Origin of the sequence: Streptomyces sp. S465 (assembly GCF_026898115.1) — a bacterium.
GTDB classification, from domain to species: Bacteria; Actinomycetota; Actinomycetes; order Streptomycetales; family Streptomycetaceae; genus Streptomyces; species Streptomyces luomodiensis.
Genome location: NZ_CP114036.1, coordinates 1835289 through 1849983, shown reverse-complemented (window position 1 = coordinate 1849983; position 14695 = coordinate 1835289). Strand labels below are relative to the sequence as shown.

The following is a 14695-nucleotide window of genomic DNA, read 5'->3' as shown; positions in this document are numbered from 1 at the left end:
ACGAGGCCAGTCCAGCCCGGCGGCGAGCCGCGCGCGGTGCCGCGCTCAGGCGGCCAGTACGCGGGCCCGGCAGGCGGCCGGGGTGCCCCAGGCGTCCCGCAGCGGGCGGGCCTTGCGGATCCACAGGGACAGGTCCAGTTCGTCCGTGTAGCCGACCGCCCCGTGCAGGTGCAGGGCCGTGCGCGCGGCCCGGTAGGCGGCCTCGCCCGCCGTGACCTTGGCGGCGGCGACATCGCGGTCGGCGTCCGGGGAGCTGGCGGCGAGCGCGAGGGCGGCGCCGTGCACCAGCGGCTCGGCGAACTCCAGGGCGAGGAGGGTGTCCGCGAGCCGGTGCTTGACGGCCTGGAAGGAGCCGACGGGCACACCGAACTGGGTGCGCCGCTTGACGTACTCGACGGTACGGGCGAGCAGCGCGCGGCCGACTCCCAGGGACTGGGCCGAGGTGGCCAGCGCGGCCAGCCCGGCCGCGTGCGCGGCGGCCGCGGCCACGGCCGGGCCCTCGGCGAGGACCGTGCCGCCGGACGGCCGCGACAGGCGCCGCCCCGGATCGGCCGAGGGCTGGACGGGCCCGGGCCGGGCGCCCACGCGCAGCGTGTCACCGTCCACGACCAGCACCGTGTCGGCCGCGTCGGCGTCCAGGGCGTACGGGCCGAGGGCGGTCAGGCACAGGGAGGCGACGGTCGTGCCGGAGGCGATACCGGGCAGGTGGGCGCCGGCCGCGTCCGCGTCGCCGAGCCGGTCCAGCAGGGCCGCCGCCGCGACCGTCTCCACCAGCGGGCCGGGAACGGCGTGCCGCCCCACCTGCGCGAAGGCGACGGACAGGTCGAGCGGCAGCGGACCGAAGCCGCCGTACCGTTCCGGTACGGCCAGGGCGAACACCCCGGCCTCGGCCAGCCGCGCCCACAGAGCCCGCCCCGGGGCGTGGTCACCGGCCGCCCAGGACCGTATCGCGGCCGGGGTGTCGCAGGAGGTGAGCAGTCCGTCGAGGGAGCGGGCGAACTCCCGTTGCTCGGCGTCGAGGAGGAACCGCATCACCGGCGTCCCTTCGGCAGGCCGAGCAGCCGCTCGGCGACGATGTCGCGCTGGATCTCGTTGGTGCCCGCGTAGATGGGCCCGGCCAGGGAGAAGGTGTAGCCCTCGGCCCAGCCGCCGTGGGCGGGGGAGTCGGGCGCGTGGTCGGCGAGTTCGCCGTACGGGCCGAGCAGATCCAGGGCCGTCTCGTGCAGGGCGATGTCCAGCTCGGACCAGTAGATCTTGTTGAGGCTGGCGGCGGCGCCGGCCGGGCCGCCCTCGTCGTGCAGGACGCGGGAGGCAGCCGCGTAGGAGAACAGCCGGTAGGCGCGGGCGCCGATCACCGCGTCGGCGACCCGGTCGCGCAGCGCCGTGTCGGCCGGGTCGCCGTGCTCGTGCCACAGCGCGGTCAGCCGGCCGGCGGCCGCCGTGAAGCGTCCCGGGCTGCGCAGGGTGAGCCCGCGCTCGTCGCCGGTGGTGCTCATCGCGATCCGCCAGCCCTGGCCGGGCTCGCCGATGACGTCCTCGTCCGGTACGAACACCTCGTCCAGGAAGAGTTCCGCGAAGGCCGGCCGGCCGTCGAGGCGCCCGATGGGCCGTACGGTGACGCCCTCCGCGTCCAGCGGGAACATCAGGTACGTCAGCCCGTGGTGCGGCTTTCCGGCGTCCGGATCGCTGCGGAACAGGCCGAAGGCCCGGTCGGCGAACGCGGCCCGGGAGGACCACGTCTTCTGGCCGCTCAGCAGCCAGCCGCCGCCGGCGCGCCGGGCCGTCGACGTGAGCGAGGCCAGGTCGGAACCGGACTCCGGCTCGGACCAGGCCTGCGCCCAGATGACCTCGCCGCGCGCCATCGCGGGCAGGACCCGGGCCCGCTGCTCGGCGGTGCCGTGTGCGAAGAGGGTGGGGGCGAGCAGGTGGATGCCGTTCTGGCTGACCCGTCCGGGCGCGCCGGCGGCGAAGTACTCCTCCTCGAAGATCAGCCAGCGCAGGATCGAGGCGCCCCGCCCGCCGTACTCCTCGGGCCAGGACACCACCGACCAGCGGTCGGCGGCCAGTTCGCCCTCCCAGTCCCGGTGGGCGGCGAAACCCTCGGCGCTCTCCAGGGACGGCAGCGGAGTGGCCGGCACATGCGCGGCCAGCCAGTCGCGGACCTCGGTGCGGAACGCCTCGTCCGCCTCACTGAGGTCGAGGTCCATCAGCCGCCCGCCCTCTTCATCGCGCGGATGTCCATGCCGCCGAGCGCGTCGGGCGCGGTCTCGGCGTTGTGCGCGTGCGCCAGGTGGTGCAGGCCGAACGCCGAGTCCATGCCCGCGTGCAGACCCTGGAGGTCCTCGGCCTGGTTCACGGCGCGCTTGGTCAGGGCGAGTCCGAGGCGCGGCATCCGAGCGATCCGCAGCGCCAGCTCCCGGGTGTGCCGCGCCAGTTCCGCGCGGGGGACGACGCGGTTGACCATGCCGACCTCGTGGGCGCGGCGGGCGCTCATGCGGTCGCCGGTGAAGAGGAACTCCTTGGCGATGCGCGGCGGCATCACCCACGGGTGGGCGAAGTACTCGACCCCCGGTATGCCCATCCGCACCACCGGATCGGCGAAGAACGCGTCCTCCGAGGCCACGATCAGGTCGCACACCCAGACGAGCATCAGACCGCCCGCCACACAGGCGCCCTGTACGGAGGCGATGACCGGCTTGGGCAGCTCGCGCCAGCGGCGGCACATGCCGAGATACACCTCGGACTCGCGGGCGAAGCGGCTCTCCGCGCCCTCCTTGTCCGAGTGGTCCCACCACAGTCCCGCCCGGCGCTCGAAGGGCAGATGCGCGTCCCGCCCGGGGCTGCCGATGTCGTGGCCGGCGGAGAAGTGCTCGCCCGCCCCGGCCAGGACGACGGCCTTCACCTCGTCGTCCTCGGCCGCGCGGTAGAACGCCCGGTCCAGGGCGTAGGTCATCGCGGAGTTCTGCGCGTTGCGGTACTCGGGCCGGTTCATGGTGACCGTCGCGACCGGACCCCGCTTGTCGTAGCGCACGGGTGGGGCGGATGCGTCGTGGGCAGCGGACATCATGCCCTCCTTCCCTAACAAGTGTTTGGTAGATTAACGTAACGGCATGAGCAGCGTCGAGGAGTTCCGCGCCGAGGCCCCCACCGAACGGCCCGCCCGGGAACGGCACATGGCCGCCGCCGGCCGGATGTGCGCCGGCCTGCCCCAGGAGATCCGCCCGTGACCCCGCAGCCGCCCCCCTATGTACCGGGGCACTCCCTCCTGGCCGGCCGCACCGCGGTGATCACCGCCGCCGCGGGCGCCGGAATCGGCGGGGCCACCGCCCGCAGGTTCCTCGAGGAGGGCGCCCGGATCGTCATCGGTGACGCCCACGCGCGGCGCCTGACGGAGAGCGCCGCCGCCCTGGCCGAGGAGTTCGGCGCGGCCAACGTCGCCGGACTGCCCTGCGACGTCACCGACGAACAGCAGGTCGACGCCCTGTTCGCGCTCGCCGCCGAGCGCCACGGCGGCCTCGACGTCGTCGTCAACAACGCGGGCCTCGGCGGCACGGCCGACCTCGTCGACATGAGCGACGAACAGTGGTCCAAGGTCCTCGACGTCACGCTCGGCGGCACCTTCCGCTGCACCCGCGCCGCCCTGCGCCGCCTCAAGGCGCAGAACGGCGGAGGCGTCGTCGTCAACAACGCCTCCGTCGCCGGCTGGCGTGCCCAGCGCGGGCAGGCCCACTACGCCGCCGCGAAGGCCGGGGTCATGGCCCTCACCCGGTGCGCCGCCCTGGAGGCGGCGGACTTCGGCGTACGCGTCAACGCCGTCGCCCCGAGCCTCGCCATGCATCCGCACCTGGTGAAGGTGACCACCCCCGAGCTGCTCGCCGAACTCACCGAACGCGAGGCCTTCGGCCGCTCCGCCGAACCATGGGAGATCGCCAACGTCATCGTCTTCCTGGCCAGCGGATACTCCTCCTACCTGACCGGCGAGACGGTCTCCGTCAGCAGCCAGCGGGCATGAGGGCGATGAGCACCAGCGCCTCCGCCGGGCGCCGCGCCGAGATCCTGGCCACCGCCGCCCAGGTCTTCGCCGACCAGGGCTACAACGCCACCACCGTCCGCCGCATCGCCGACGCCGCCGGGATGCTCGCGGGCAGCCTCTACCACCACTTCGACTCCAAGGAGTCGATGCTGGACGAGATCCTCTCCGCCTTCCTGGACGAGCTGTGGGCCGGCTACGAGACGGTGCTCGCCGCCGGGCTCGGGCCCCCGGAGACCATCGAGGCCCTCGTCACCGAGTCCTTCCGGCAGATCGACCAGCACGGTCCCGCGGTCGCCATCTACCAGAAGGAGTCCCGGCACCTGTCCGCCCAGCCGCGCTTCGGCGCTCTCGCCACCTCCCAGGTGAAGTTCGAGCACGCCTGGCTGCGCACCCTGGAACGAGGCGTCACCGAGCGGGCCTTCCGCGCCGACCTGGACGTGCGGCTGGTCTACCGGTTCGTACGCGACACCGTGTGGGTGGCCGCCTCCTGGTACCGCCCCGGCGGCCCGCACAGCCCGGAGGAGATCGCCCGGCAGTACCTGTCCATGGTCCTCGAGGGCATCACCCCGCGGAGCTGACGCGGCGCCCCGACGACCCATCACGAAGGAGCAGTCATGGCAGAGGCTTACCTGGTCGAAGCGGTCCGCACCCCGGTCGGCCGGCGCCGGGGCGGACTGTCCGCCGTACACCCCGCCGACCTGGGGGCCCACGTCCTCACGGCACTGATCGAGCGCACCGGCGTCGACCCGGCCGCCGTCGACGACGTCGTCTTCGGCTGCCTGGACACCGTCGGCCCGCAGGCCGGGAACATCGCCCGCACCGCGTGGCTCGCCGCGGGCCTGCCCGAGGAGGTGCCCGGCACCACCGTCGACCGGCAGTGCGGCTCCTCCCAGCAGGCCGTCCACTTCGCCGCCCAGGGCGTGCTCTCCGGCACCCAGGACCTGGTCGTCGCGGGCGGTACGCAGAACATGTCGATGGTCCCCATCGCCTTCGCCAGCCGCCAGGCCGCCGAACCCCTCGGCCTCACCGACGGCCCCTTCGCGGGCTCCGAGGGCTGGCGCGCCCGCTACGGCGACGCGCCCGTCAGCCAGTTCCACGGCGCCGAACTCATCGCCGCCACGTGGCACATCAGCCGCGAGGACATGGAGCGGTTCGCGCTGCGCTCGCACCAGCGGGCCGTGCGCGCCATCGACGAGGGCCGCTTCGACCGCGAGACCGTCCCCGTCGGCGATGTGACCACCGACGAGGGCCCGCGCCGCGACACCTCCCTGGCGAAGATGGCCGCCCTCGAGCCGGTCGTCGAGGGCGGCCGGCTGACCGCCGGCGTCTCCTCGCAGGTCTCCGACGGTGCCTCGGCGCTGCTCATCGCCTCCGAACGGGCCGTCGCCGAACACGGCCTGACCCCGCGGGCCCGCGTCCACCACCTGTCGGTGCGCGGCGAGGACCCCATCCGCATGCTGTCGGCGCCGATCCCGGCGACGGCGTACGCGCTGAAGAAGGCCCGGATGTCCATCGACGACATGGACCTGGTCGAGATCAACGAGGCGTTCGCGCCGGTGGTCCTCGCCTGGCTGAAGGAGACCGGCGCCGACCCCGACCGGGTCAACGTCAACGGCGGCGCCATCGCGCTCGGCCATCCGCTCGGCGCCACCGGTACCAAGCTGATGACGACCCTGCTCCACGAACTGGAGCGCACCGGCGGGCGGTACGGCCTGCAGACCATGTGCGAGGGCGGCGGCCTGGCCAACGTCACCATCATCGAGCGCCTCTGAGCGGCACGGCCACGAGGCGGGCCGCGGACCCCGGCCCGCTCCGTCGCCGTGGTGCGCGTCAACCGGCGGCGCGGGACAGCGACTCCAGCGTGTTCCGCGCCTCGCCCATGATCCGCTCGACCAGTTCCGCACAGGACGGCAGATCCTCGATCACCCCCGCCACCTGTCCCGAGGCCATCACCCCCAGGTCGGTGCGCCCGTCGACCATCGATGCCTTCAGCAGCATCGGGGTGTTGGCGGCCAACAGCACCTGACTCCACGTCAGGTCCGTGCCGTGCTTCATCGCCATCCCGTCCCGGACCAGCCGCGGCCAGCTCGCCCCCGACTCCTTGCGGAAGGCCGAGGCGTGCCGCAGTGCCCGCAGCAGCGAGGCCGCACGGCCCGAACGCTCCAGGCGGTCGACCAGTTCGGTGCGCAGCATGCGGTGCGGGAGTCCGTCCACCCTGGTGGTGACCGTGACGTCGTGGACCGCGGCACCCAGGTACCTCGCCTTCACCGCCGCCGGGACGGTGCTGTCGGAGGTGAGCAGGAAGCGTGTGCCCATGCCGATACCGGCCGCCCCGTAGGCCAGCGCGGCGACCAGACCGCGGCCGTCGTGGAAGCCGCCCGCCGCGATCACCGGGATGCCGACGGCGTCCACGACCTGGGGGACCAGCACCGAGGTAGCCACGTTGCCGGTGTGCCCGCCGCCCTCGCCGCCCTGCACCAGCACCGCGTCGGCGCCCCACGCCGCGACCTTCTCGGCGTGCCGCCGGGCCCCGACGGAGGGGATGACGACGACGCCGGCGTCCTGGAGGCGCGCGATCAGCTCCTTCCTCGGGGCGAGCGCGAAGGACGCCACCCGGACCCCTTCGTCGATGATGATCCGCACCCGGTCCGCGGCGTCCCCGGCGTCCGCCCGCAGGTTGACGCCGAAGGGCGCGTCCGTACGGGACCTGACCTCCCGGACCGCCGTGCGCAGCTGCTCCACGGTCATCGTGGCGGAGGCGAGGATGCCCAGCGCCCCCGCGTTCGCCGTGGCCGACACCAGGCGGGGGCCGGCCACCCAGCCCATCCCGGTCTGCACGATCGGATACCGCACCCCCGTCAGCTCGGTCAGCGCGGTCGGGATCGTCGCGGGACCCGTCCCGCTCATGACGGCACCTCCCGCTCCCGCAGCCCCTCGGGGTCGATGACCTCCCGGATCAGCCGCAGCTCCGTCTCGGTGGGCTCCCGCGTGCACGGCACCTCGTCGGGGATCACCAGGTCGAAGCCGGTGGCCCCGGTGACCTCCTCGAGGGTGACCCCGGGGTGCCGCGAGCGCAGCCGCATGGTGCGGTCGGGGGTCTCGAAGTCGAACACGCCCAGGTCGCTGATCACCTCGGCAACGCGGTGATAGCGGGTCGCGGAGGGACCGGCCGCCGCGGCCCGGTCGTATCCGACACCGCTGACCATGTCGACGCGCTCGACGAACACCCGGGCGGAGTGCTTCGGCACCCAGTAACTCGTGGTGTTGTTGAGCGTGTTGACCGGAGCGCCGCGCACCCCGAGCAACTGCCGGGTGGGCTGGGCCCAGTCGCCGATGCAGGAGATGTTCTGGTTGCCGTGGCGGTCGATCTGACTGGCGCCCATCATCACGTGCCGGCGGCCGGTGGCGGTCAGCGCGAGGTGCTGACGGAACGGCAGCCAGCCCTCGACCGCCCCCGGCCCGGACCCGAGCGCGGGCACGTCCGCCATGAGCAGCGCCTCCCCGTCGGTCAGCAGCAGGTCGGGCGAGAAGGTGAGCTTCGCCAGACGTGCCCCGATGGCCGGGACGGTGCCCATCGGACTGGCGAGGACCTCACCGGCGCCGCGCCACGCCTCCGCGCAGGCCACCACACAGTGGTCGGCGCGGGTCGCGGCCGGGACGCCGGTCCCGGCGGCACTCATGCGTCCTCCTGGTGGAACGCGGTGACGGCGGCCTGGTAGGCGGCCTCGTCCCCGGACAGGAACCGTCTCACGAAGGCCGGCCACGCCTCGGGATCGCGGGCCGCCCGGACATAGGCGCGCTGGAAGGACTCGTCCCGCTCGTGGTCGGGCGCGCAGGAGGTGAAGTGCGCGCCGTTCGGTGTCTCGCTGACCCCGTCCACGAACAGGCGCTTGACCAGCAGGGTCTGCGGCCCGTGCGCCGTGAGCAGATCCGCGGTGTCGACGATCCGCTCGCAGGAGACGTACGCGTGGTCGGCGGCCTCGCAGAACAGGTCGTCGAAGTACGGGTCGGGCCCCAGGTACTGCCCGGTGCCGTGCCGGTCGGCGCGGTTGAGGTGGACCAGGGCGGCGTCCAGGCGCAGGGCCGGGGCCGCGACCAGTTCCTCCCCGTCGTCGTAGGGCGACCTGACCGTGCGCAGCGACGGGTTGACCGTCATCACGTCCGACCCGAGACCGGCCCGGACCGGCATGAACGGCAGCCGCTGCGCCCCGGCGGTCAGGCCCCACATGAGCATCGCCTCGTCGAGCTCGACCATCTCGAACGCCCCGCGCTGCCGGGCGGCGGTGAAGTGCGGCTCCAGCGGTATCGAGTCGAGCGTGCCGAACGCCGTGACGAGCTTGCGGATCTTCCCCGCCGCCGCGAGCAGACCGACGTCCGGACCGGCGTAGGAGACCACGGTCAGGTCGGTGAGGTCCGACCGCAGCAGCGCCCGTACCAGGGCCATCGGCTTGCGGCGCGAGCCCCAGCCGCCGATGCCGACCGTCATGCCGCTGCGCAGCCGGCCGACGATGTCGTCGGCCGTCATCGTCTTGTCCCGGGGCACGCTCACCGCTCCTCGTCCGCGCCGAAGGCGTCCCGCACCCGGTCCGCGACGCCGCTGAGGTTGGCCTCGAAGGTGAAGCCCTGCTCGAAGCGGTAGCTGCGGCGTACGTCGACCAGGTCGATGCCGTTGATGGCGGCCTTGGCCAGCCGGATCAGGTAGCCGTCCTTGGCGGCGATCTCGCCGGCCAGTTCGAGGGCGGCCGCCCGCAGCTCCGCGCGCGGCACCACGCGCCACACCGAGCCGTGCCGGTGCAGTTCCTGGGCCGTCGCGGTGCGCGAGGTGTAGTACAGGGCCCGCATCAGGTGCTGGGGCACGAGCCGGGCGAGGTGCGTGGCCGCGCCGAGCGCGCCCCGGTCGAGCTCCGGCAGCCCGAAGGTGGCGTCGTCGCCGGCCACGATCGCGTCCGCGTTGCCCACCAGGCCGATGCCGCCGCCCAGGCAGAAGCCGTGGACGGCGGCGACCACCGGGACCTCGCACTCGTAGACCGCGGCGAACGCCTCGAAGCAGCCGCGGTTGGCGCCGATCAGCGCACCGTGTCCGTCCGCGCGCCGCATCTCCTTGATGTCCACGCCCGCGTTGAACCCGCGGCCCTCGGCGGTGAGCACCACACAGCGCACCTGCGGATCGGCGCCGGCCGCGCGCACCGCCGCGGCCAGCTCGTACCAGCCCCGCACCGGGAGGGCGTTGACCGGGGGGAAGTCCACGGTGACGACGGCGACGCCCTCTTGCGGGGCGGAGGTGGAGACACCCATGAGCGCATCAGCTACCTTTCCACCAAACGTTTGTTAGGCCGAAGCTAGCAGCGATCCGGAGGCCGGGGGAATGCCGTGCCGCTGAGCGGTACTCACCTCCCCGCCTCCCCGCCCGAAAGGACGCCCACCATGACCTCACCGACCGCCCTGTGCGCCGGACGCGTCGTCGCCGTCACCGGCGCGGGCCGTGGACTCGGCCGCGCGCACGCTCTGGCGTTCGCCGCCGAGGGGGCGAACGTGGTCGTCAACGACCTCGGCGTCCGCCTCGACGGGTCCAAAGCGGGCAGCGGCCCCGCCCAGCGGGTCGTCCAGGAGATCCGCGCGGCGGGCGGCGAGGCCGTCGCGCACGGCGGTGACATCGCCACCGCCGACGGCGCGGCATCCCTCGTCGCCACCGCGCTCGACTCCTTCGGCCGGCTCGACACGCTCGTCAACAACGCCGGGTTCCTGCGCGACCGGACGCTTGTCAACCTGGACGAGGACGACTGGGACGCGGTGATACGTGTCCACCTCAAGGGCCACTTCCTGCCCCTCACATACGCGGCCGCGCACTGGCGCGCCGAGGCCAAGGCGGGCCGGGTCCCCGAGGCGCGTGTGATCAACACCAGCTCCGGGGCGGGCCTGCTCGGCAGCGTCGGCCAGGGCAACTACTCCGCCGCCAAGGCGGGCATCGTCGGCCTGACCCTGGTGGCCGCCGCCGAGATGGGCCGCTACGGCGTCCAGGTCAACGCGATCGCCCCGGCCGCCCGCACCCGGATGACCGAGGAGACCTTCCCCGAGACCATGGCGGCGCCCGGCGAGGGCGTCTTCGACGCGATGGCCCCGGAGAACGTCTCGCCGCTCGTCGTGTGGCTGGGCTCCGCGGCCTGCGCCGGCGTGACCGGCCGGGTCTTCGAGGCCGAGGGCGGACGGATCACGGTGATGGAGGGCTGGCGGCCGGGCCCGACCGCCGACAAGGGAGCCCGCTGGAACCCGGCCGAGGCCGGGGAGACGGTGGCGCAACTGCTCGCCGCGTCCGGGCCACCGCAGCCGGTGTACGGGGCCCGCTGACGTCCGCGGGCGTCCCTGAACGGCACCGGACGCAACGCCGAGGCGCGGTCGCCACCACGGCCGCGCAGCCGGCCGGCCATCCGGGGGCGGCGGACGCGCCGAAGCGGGTGGACGCGCCGCTGACCACCGGCTCGGGCAGCGCCGGCGCGGACGCCGGCTGGGCCCTGCCGAGCTGACGCCCGCGCCGCCGCGTCGTGCGAGGGTGACGGCTCGTACGAGGCCGGGGTGGGGGAACGGCGAGGCGCCGGCCGTCAGGGCATCGCCGCACTCGCGACCTCCGGCAGGGCGTCCCTCGATCAGCCGGACCCCCTCAGCACCGACGCGATCGCCCTGTTCACGGGCCGCTGTTGAGATCTTGTCCGCCGCGGGGCGCGTCCGGGGCCTCCCGGTCCGAGGCCGGCCAGACGTAGGGCAGGTCGTCCGGCACGCCGGGGAAGCGGGGGGCGTACACCCCGGGGTCCTTGCGTACGAGAGCCGACTGGTGGCTGCGGTGGAAGGCTGCGTCACCGAGCCACGGCGGCAGTTCCCCGGCCCCCGCCAGTTCGCTCTGGCCGCGGACCGGGAGGCCGGGGCGGTGAGCGGCGAGGTCGGCGACCAGGGAGGCGGCGCAGCTGTCCTGGTGCCCCAGCTCCCGCCACACCCGGCACATCTCCAGCCCGTACCGGACGAGGGCCTCTTCGTATCCGGTCCACATCCGCACGGCGGGGTGCCGCCGCCAGCCGTAACCGGGCACCGTCAGGCCGCGGAGGACCTGAAGGGCCTCGACGCGCTGCTTGCCCAGCCGCCGCCGGTCGAGCTCACGGGCCGACCGCCGGAAGTCGGGATGGGGCAGGAACGTCTGCATCTCAACTCGTCCGCATCACATTTCTTCGACCTCGAGTGCCCCCGTATCTCCGGTCGAACCGGTCCGCGACGCACCGGCCCGGCCCGCCCCTCGTGCCGCCCACCGCGCAGCCGCTCACGGCACCTTCCTGCCATGATGTTGCGCCGTCGCGCCGGCGAAGGTTAAACCTTTATCGCGATGGGGGGAGCTTTTGCGCGCCTGCTCCCAGGCGGCTGAATTGTCCGCCGGTGTACTCGATATACGAGCGAGATCTGGATCCCGGCGTTCTGCTTGACGCGTCGGCCAAACAAGGGATCGGGGATGGCAGGAACACTCGGGAGCACGCTGCCTACGAGGCGGGTACAGCACGACAGCGGTGTGCTCTCGGCGCCGACCGCGCCGCGGGTGCGTGTTCCGGTATTCGGAGATGCGCTGCGCCTGCGGTCGGACCTGCTGAATGCCATCCAGCACGCCGCCGCGGCCGGCGGCGAGGTCTCCTCTTTCCACGTCGGCCCCAAGCGCATGATTTTCGTGAATCGGAGCGCCGCGGCGGACGTCGTGCTCTCCGACATTCACACCTTCGGCAAACCGGACGGCGAGAATCCGCTGCGGCTGGTCCTCGGGGACGGTCTTATCAGCAATCCGGTGCACGAGAACTGGCTGAAGCGGCGAAGGGCCCTCCAGCCCATGTACAGCCGCGGCAGCCTTTCGGGTATGCGGCACAAGATGGCCGAGGTGATCGCCGAGCGCACGAGGCGATGGGAAGGTAGGGAACGGACGGACCTGGACGTCCATGAGGAGATGCTGGCCTTCGCTCTCGACACCGTGTCGATGTGCATGTTCAGCCGGTCCGGCGACACCGTGTCCGAAACCCTCACACCGGGCATCATCTCCTTCCTGCTCGACTTCGTCGAACGCCGCATCCGTGGGGCGTTTTCCCTGCCGGTGGGCGTGCCGAGCCGGCGGAATCGGAAATTCACGTCGATCCTCAAGGACCTGGACGATCTCGTCTACCGGATCATCGACGAACGACGCGGGACCGATGAACAGCACGATGACCTGCTGGACATCCTCCTGGCGGCCACCGTGGGCGACGCCGGGCACCGCCTGACCGACCGCGAGGTCCGGGACGAGGTTCTCACCACCTTCGTGGCCGCGTACGAGACCACGGCCAGTGCGCTGACCTGGATTCTCTACCTGCTCGCCTGCTACCCGGACGTGCAGGGGCGCGTTCGGGAGGAGGTGTGCGCACCGGCGGCGGAGGAGCGGCGGAAGGCCCAGGGCGGCGCGCTCCTGGACTGCGTCATCAACGAGAGCATGCGCTTGTTCCCGCCGTCCCCGACCATCCCGCGGCAGGCCAGGAAGGACGCGCTCATCGGCTCGGCCGAGGTGCCCAAGGGGACGTTCGTGATGCTCAACGTCGCGGCCATCCACCGGGATCCGGCCGTTTACGAACGGCCCGACGAATTCATTCCCGAGCGCTTCCTCGACGGCACTCCCGGCAAGGGGAAGTACCTGCCCTTCGGGGCCGGTGCCCATATGTGCATCGGCAAGGGGTTCGCCATGATGGAGATGAGCATGTTCCTGGCCGCCGTTCTCGCCAGGTTCGAGATTTCCCTGCGGGATCCCGTCGGGCCGGAGCCCAAAGCCCTCATCACCCTGAGGCCCCGTGAGGGATTCGGGCTGACCCTCACGCGCATCTGACCCGGATCCGGGCGCCCATCTTCTGGAAACGCGAGACCACGAGAGAGGTTAACGTATGCCCCGCATGGCACGTGTCACCGCGGTGGTCGAACTCGTGCGGCCACGGACGCTGCTCGTCGGCCCCCTTTCGTTCTGCGTGGGCGTGTACGTGGTCGACCACCGCTTCGACCTCGCGGTGGTGCTCGGCATCGTCATCAACGTCCTCGCCCCGCTGGCCGCCAACGCCCGCAATGCGGTGACCGATCTCGTGGAGGACGGGAAGAACGTACCGGGCCGCTTGAAACTGGTCGAGACGGCGGGGGAGGCACTGCTCCAGAGGATCGTGTTCGTGAGCCTGGGCATCATGCTCCTGCTTTCGCTGATGATATCCCTGGCCTTGACTCTCCTTTGGGTGTTGAGCGTCCTGCTGGTTCTCGGCTACTCCTCGCCGAGGTTTCGTCTGAAGGGCCGTCCGGTCATCGGCATGGCGGTATTCTCGATGGCGGTCACCGAGCCGTACATCGGGGGGGCGCTCCTCGGGAATTCGTGGTGGAAGATTCCCCGGTACGATTCCTCCGTGCCGCTGGTGCTCGGAGTGTTCCTGTTCTGCTGGTACTTCGCGAAGGGAATCATGAAGAATGTTCCCGACTACGCGGGGGACAAGGCAGCCGGGCTCAGGACGATCCCTGTGCTCATGCCGTCCCAGCACTCGGCCGCCTGGGTCGCCGCGGGAGCCACCACACTGGTCTACGCCGCGTTCCCGGTGCTCGTCCTCACCACCGCAATACCCGATCGCCTGGCTTATGTGGGCCTCATGGTGCTGCCGGCCGCGGGTAACATGATGTCGATGGTCCGGGCCCGAACGCCGGTTGAATACAACCGCGTCGGCCAGCGGGACATGTATGTGTCCGTGGCGTTCCTCGGTCTTCTGCTCTTCGGGCTGCGGCCGTCGGTGGGCTCGGCGGTGATCGGGCTCCTCGCCGTTGCCGTCCTGGTCTGGTCGGATGTCTCCGGAACGGACTCAAGGGCACGTCATCATCTCGCCCGGGTCGAGTCGGCAATGAGCGAGTGAGGGAGATCCGAGAGATGACCAGTGCTGATACGCCTTATGACAAGGGCTCCGAAGTACGCGGAATCTTCGAGAAGATCGCCGGGTACTACGATCGGATGAATTTCGTCATGACCCTCGGCCGCCATGCGCAATGGTGCCGTGAGGTGGCCGCGCGCGTCGCACCGGCCGAGGGCGGCCGGCTGGTGGACCTGGCCACCGGGACCGGTGTGATCGCCTTGGAGATGGCGCGCAGGTACCCCGACGCCACCGTGACGGGCGTCGACTTCTCGGCGGAGATGCTCCGTCGGGCGAAGTCCAAACCCGGTGCGGACGCGGTGTGTTGGCGACAGGCGGACGCGATGAGCCTGCCGTTCGAGGACGAGTCCTTCGACGGGATCACCCAGGGCTATCTCCTCAGGAACGTCGCCGACCTGGACGGAGTGCTTCGTGAGCAGTTCCGCGTACTCAAGCCCGGCGGCCGGATCGCGATCCTCGAGACGTGTCCCCCGAGCGGTCTGATGAAGCCGGTCATGCGGTGGGGAATTCGCTTCGTCGTTCCGCTGCTGGGGCAGATCGTGGCGCGCGACCGGAAGTCCTACACCTACCTCGAATCCAGCACCCTCGCCTTCGCGTCACCGGAGCACGTCGCCGGCGTACTGCGGGGAATCGGTTTTCGGCATGTCAGGTGGCGCAAGAAGTTCTTCGGTACGAACGTCATTCTGTGGGCCACCAAACCGCGATGACGGGTGGAAAGAGGGTC

Annotated in this window: 15 protein-coding genes; 7 read left to right on the top strand and 8 right to left on the bottom strand. The window is 72.1% G+C overall.

The features are described from left to right. Positions 1–45: 45 nt before the first annotated feature. Genes N6H00_RS07910 through N6H00_RS07900 form a run of 3 tightly spaced genes read right to left on the bottom strand, consistent with a single transcriptional unit; the run spans position 46 to position 3064 of the window. Positions 46–1032: an acyl-CoA dehydrogenase family protein gene (locus tag N6H00_RS07910; protein WP_268970873.1), complete on the bottom strand. Its 987-nt coding sequence runs from the start codon at positions 1030–1032 to the stop codon at positions 46–48. Then, entirely contained in the window at positions 1032–2207 is a 1176-nt protein-coding gene (locus N6H00_RS07905) for an acyl-CoA dehydrogenase family protein (protein WP_268970872.1), read from the bottom strand. The genes N6H00_RS07910 and N6H00_RS07905 overlap by 1 nt, the downstream gene beginning before the upstream one ends. After that, complete coding sequence (locus N6H00_RS07900) at positions 2207–3064, bottom strand: enoyl-CoA hydratase (RefSeq protein WP_268970871.1); 858 nt, start codon at positions 3062–3064, stop codon at positions 2207–2209. Before N6H00_RS07900 ends, N6H00_RS07905 begins: the two co-directional genes overlap by 1 nt. Positions 3065–3223: 159 nt before the next feature. Here N6H00_RS07900 and N6H00_RS07895 point away from each other — a divergent pair, with 159 nt between their 5' ends. The 3 genes from N6H00_RS07895 to N6H00_RS07885 are packed head-to-tail and all read left to right on the top strand — an operon-like array spanning position 3224 to position 5805. After that, positions 3224–4012, top strand: coding sequence for an SDR family oxidoreductase (locus N6H00_RS07895; protein WP_268970869.1), 789 nt, complete (start codon positions 3224–3226; stop codon positions 4010–4012). A 5-nt stretch (positions 4013–4017) separates the two neighbouring features. After that, complete coding sequence (locus N6H00_RS07890; protein WP_443072908.1) at positions 4018–4611, top strand: TetR/AcrR family transcriptional regulator; 594 nt, start codon at positions 4018–4020, stop codon at positions 4609–4611. A 36-nt stretch (positions 4612–4647) separates the two neighbouring features. Continuing rightward, positions 4648–5805 carry an acetyl-CoA C-acetyltransferase gene (locus N6H00_RS07885; protein WP_268970867.1) on the top strand — a complete coding sequence of 386 codons (1158 nt, stop codon included), beginning with the start codon at positions 4648–4650 and terminating at the stop codon, positions 5803–5805. Between the two features lie 58 nt (positions 5806–5863). On the opposite strand, the gene N6H00_RS07880 is transcribed toward N6H00_RS07885, so the two are convergent. Genes N6H00_RS07880 through N6H00_RS07865 form a run of 4 tightly spaced genes read right to left on the bottom strand, consistent with a single transcriptional unit; the run spans position 5864 to position 9328 of the window. Continuing rightward, complete coding sequence (locus tag N6H00_RS07880; protein WP_268970865.1) at positions 5864–6940, bottom strand: NAD(P)H-dependent flavin oxidoreductase; 1077 nt, start codon at positions 6938–6940, stop codon at positions 5864–5866. Beyond that, entirely contained in the window at positions 6937–7713 is a 777-nt protein-coding gene (locus tag N6H00_RS07875) for a CoA-transferase subunit beta (protein ID WP_268970864.1), read from the bottom strand. The genes N6H00_RS07880 and N6H00_RS07875 overlap by 4 nt, the downstream gene beginning before the upstream one ends. Beyond that, a complete protein-coding gene (locus tag N6H00_RS07870) occupies positions 7710–8558 on the bottom strand; it encodes a CoA transferase subunit A (protein ID WP_268976872.1) in 849 nt (282 codons plus the stop codon). The genes N6H00_RS07875 and N6H00_RS07870 overlap by 4 nt, the downstream gene beginning before the upstream one ends. Before the next feature lie 20 nt (positions 8559–8578). Next, the gene (locus tag N6H00_RS07865; protein WP_268970863.1) at positions 8579–9328 is read right to left on the bottom strand and encodes an enoyl-CoA hydratase family protein; all 750 of its coding nucleotides are present in this window, start codon (positions 9326–9328) and stop codon (positions 8579–8581) included. 129 nt (positions 9329–9457) lie between these two features. Between N6H00_RS07865 and N6H00_RS07860 the strand changes: the two genes are divergently transcribed. Next, positions 9458–10378: an SDR family oxidoreductase gene (locus N6H00_RS07860; protein WP_268970862.1), complete on the top strand. Its 921-nt coding sequence runs from the start codon at positions 9458–9460 to the stop codon at positions 10376–10378. A 334-nt stretch (positions 10379–10712) separates the two neighbouring features. On the opposite strand, the gene N6H00_RS07855 is transcribed toward N6H00_RS07860, so the two are convergent. Next, on the bottom strand, positions 10713–11222 hold the full coding sequence (locus N6H00_RS07855; protein WP_268970861.1) for an MSMEG_6728 family protein: 510 nt from the start codon (positions 11220–11222) through the stop codon (positions 10713–10715). 300 nt (positions 11223–11522) lie between these two features. Here N6H00_RS07855 and N6H00_RS07850 point away from each other — a divergent pair, with 300 nt between their 5' ends. From N6H00_RS07850 to N6H00_RS07840, 3 genes are all read left to right on the top strand, one after another. Then, positions 11523–12905: a cytochrome P450 gene (locus N6H00_RS07850; RefSeq protein ID WP_268970860.1), complete on the top strand. Its 1383-nt coding sequence runs from the start codon at positions 11523–11525 to the stop codon at positions 12903–12905. Positions 12906–12969: 64 nt separating this feature from the next. Further along, positions 12970–13956 (top strand): UbiA family prenyltransferase, encoded by a 987-nt coding sequence (locus N6H00_RS07845; protein WP_268970859.1) that lies wholly within the window; start codon positions 12970–12972, stop codon positions 13954–13956. Positions 13957–13970: 14 nt separating this feature from the next. Next, positions 13971–14678, top strand: a complete 708-nt coding sequence (locus tag N6H00_RS07840; RefSeq protein WP_268970858.1) for a ubiquinone/menaquinone biosynthesis methyltransferase — start codon at positions 13971–13973, stop codon at positions 14676–14678. Positions 14679–14695: the final 17 nt, after the last annotated feature.

Bases quoted from the DNA above. Each gene is read 5' to 3' on its own strand.
- N6H00_RS07865 (WP_268970863.1), bottom strand. From the start codon at position 9,328: ATGGGTGTCTCCACCTCCGCCCCGCAAGAGGGCGTCGCCGTCGTCACC.
- N6H00_RS07860 (WP_268970862.1), top strand. From the start codon at position 9,458: ATGACCTCACCGACCGCCCTGTGCGCCGGACGCGTCGTCGCCGTCACC.
- N6H00_RS07875 (WP_268970864.1), bottom strand. From the start codon at position 7,713: ATGAGTGCCGCCGGGACCGGCGTCCCGGCCGCGACCCGCGCCGACCAC.
- N6H00_RS07880 (WP_268970865.1), bottom strand. From the start codon at position 6,940: ATGAGCGGGACGGGTCCCGCGACGATCCCGACCGCGCTGACCGAGCTG.
- N6H00_RS07910 (WP_268970873.1), bottom strand. From the start codon at position 1,032: ATGCGGTTCCTCCTCGACGCCGAGCAACGGGAGTTCGCCCGCTCCCTC.
- N6H00_RS07840 (WP_268970858.1), top strand. From the start codon at position 13,971: ATGACCAGTGCTGATACGCCTTATGACAAGGGCTCCGAAGTACGCGGA.
- N6H00_RS07900 (WP_268970871.1), bottom strand. From the start codon at position 3,064: ATGTCCGCTGCCCACGACGCATCCGCCCCACCCGTGCGCTACGACAAG.
- N6H00_RS07885 (WP_268970867.1), top strand. From the start codon at position 4,648: ATGGCAGAGGCTTACCTGGTCGAAGCGGTCCGCACCCCGGTCGGCCGG.
- N6H00_RS07905 (WP_268970872.1), bottom strand. From the start codon at position 2,207: ATGGACCTCGACCTCAGTGAGGCGGACGAGGCGTTCCGCACCGAGGTC.
- N6H00_RS07890 (WP_443072908.1), top strand. From the start codon at position 4,018: ATGAGCACCAGCGCCTCCGCCGGGCGCCGCGCCGAGATCCTGGCCACC.
- N6H00_RS07845 (WP_268970859.1), top strand. From the start codon at position 12,970: ATGGCACGTGTCACCGCGGTGGTCGAACTCGTGCGGCCACGGACGCTG.
- N6H00_RS07855 (WP_268970861.1), bottom strand. From the start codon at position 11,222: ATGCAGACGTTCCTGCCCCATCCCGACTTCCGGCGGTCGGCCCGTGAG.
- N6H00_RS07850 (WP_268970860.1), top strand. From the start codon at position 11,523: ATGGCAGGAACACTCGGGAGCACGCTGCCTACGAGGCGGGTACAGCAC.
- N6H00_RS07870 (WP_268976872.1), bottom strand. From the start codon at position 8,558: ATGACGGCCGACGACATCGTCGGCCGGCTGCGCAGCGGCATGACGGTC.